This is a genomic window from Fictibacillus sp. Mic-4 (assembly GCF_049843615.1).
GTDB classification, from domain to species: domain Bacteria; phylum Bacillota; class Bacilli; order Bacillales; family Fictibacillaceae; genus Fictibacillus_A; species Fictibacillus_A gelatini.
Map to the genome: position 1 here is coordinate 1 of NZ_JBBHZM010000098.1, position 1,494 is coordinate 1,494.

Below are 1,494 nucleotides of genomic sequence, written 5' to 3' on the forward strand. Positions count from 1 at the left end.
CTGTCATTTAAAACGATATGACGGTGGGCGAATGTCCCGCGCTCTGAATCCTGCCCGGTCAGACGAATCGGCGTACCGTCTTTTAAAATCGAGGCGAATGCCAATGTTTCCGCATGGCCCCAATCGATTTTGCCGCCTTCTTCTAAGGCGTTGCGCCGGCGTTTAAGAATGCGATCCAATTTAGGGTAAACCGTAAATCCTTCCGGACGGGCAAGCAGGTCATTGTTTAATTGTTGAAGTTCATCAAATGGCACAGCGGTGTCGACATCCGGCAGACCATGCGCCAATTTTTCAGGCAAGCATGGCTCTTCAAACTCTTGATCGCCGTCTTTTTTCACTTTCTCGTATTCCGCCTGAAGATTGGCCTGAACTTCTTGTTCTATTTTTTCGATCTCTTCAGCAGAAAGAATGCCTTTTGCCTGTAAAACTTCCCCATAAAGTTTTTTCACGGTTGGATGCTTGTCGATCATTCCATACATGTACGGCTGTGTGGCATGCGGATCGTCCATTTCATTGTGGCCGTACCGGCGGTAACCGACCAAATCGATAAGGAAATCCTTATTAAAACGTTTACGATATTGATAAGCCAAATGCATCGCGGTCAAGCATGCTTCAGGATCATCCGCGTTCACGTGAACGATCGGAATTTCAAATCCTTTCGCAAGGTCGCTCGCGTACTTCGTCGAACGGGAATCCGCGCTATCGGTTGTAAATCCAATAAGATTGTTGGCGATAATATGAACCGTTCCGCCTGTTTGGAACCCGCGCAACCGGCTTAAATTCAAGGTCTCAGCGACAATTCCTTCACCAGGGAATGCGGCATCGCCATGAATTAAAATGGCAAACGATTTTTGCACATCTTGTTGCGGGAATCCAGCTGATGTGCGGTCTTCTTGCGCTGCCCTCGTATACCCTTCAACGACAGGGTTGACAAATTCAAGGTGACTCGGGTTATTGGCTAATGTCAAGCGGGCTTCTAATGAATTCGATTCCTTGATCGCGCGTTCTCCGCCGAGATGGTATTTCACATCGCCCGTCCAGCCGTAGTTGATTCCTTTCGATCCTTCCGATGGAACCAATTCTTTATTCGGGGAGTGATGGAACTCCGAAAAGATGATTTCATACGGCTTGCCTAATACGTGGGCCAGCACATTTAAACGTCCCCGGTGGGCCATGCCGATCATCACATTTTTTGCCCCGTCTCTGACCCCTTCAAAAATAATATCGTCAAGCATCGGGACAAGCACATCGACACCTTCGATGGAAAAGCGTTTTTGCCCGACAAACGTTTTATGCAAAAACTGTTCAAAGCCTTCGACTTCCGTCAACCGGCGCAACAAGTGAACGCGTTCTTCATTTGATAACGAACGTTGGATGGAACCCGATTCCACCATATGGGTTAGCCAATTTCGTTCTTCCGCTTCATGTACATGGCTAAACTCATATGATAGTGACTTTGTATAGAGTTCTTTCAACCGATTGACGGCATCAAGA

Annotated in this window: 1 protein-coding gene; it reads right to left on the minus strand. The window is 47.5% G+C overall.

Features of this window, described 5'->3' with window-relative positions; all coding sequences use genetic code 11:
• On the minus strand, positions 1-1,494 hold a 1,494-nt coding region (locus WD019_RS21595), incomplete at both ends, for a thiamine pyrophosphate-dependent enzyme (protein ID WP_425712801.1).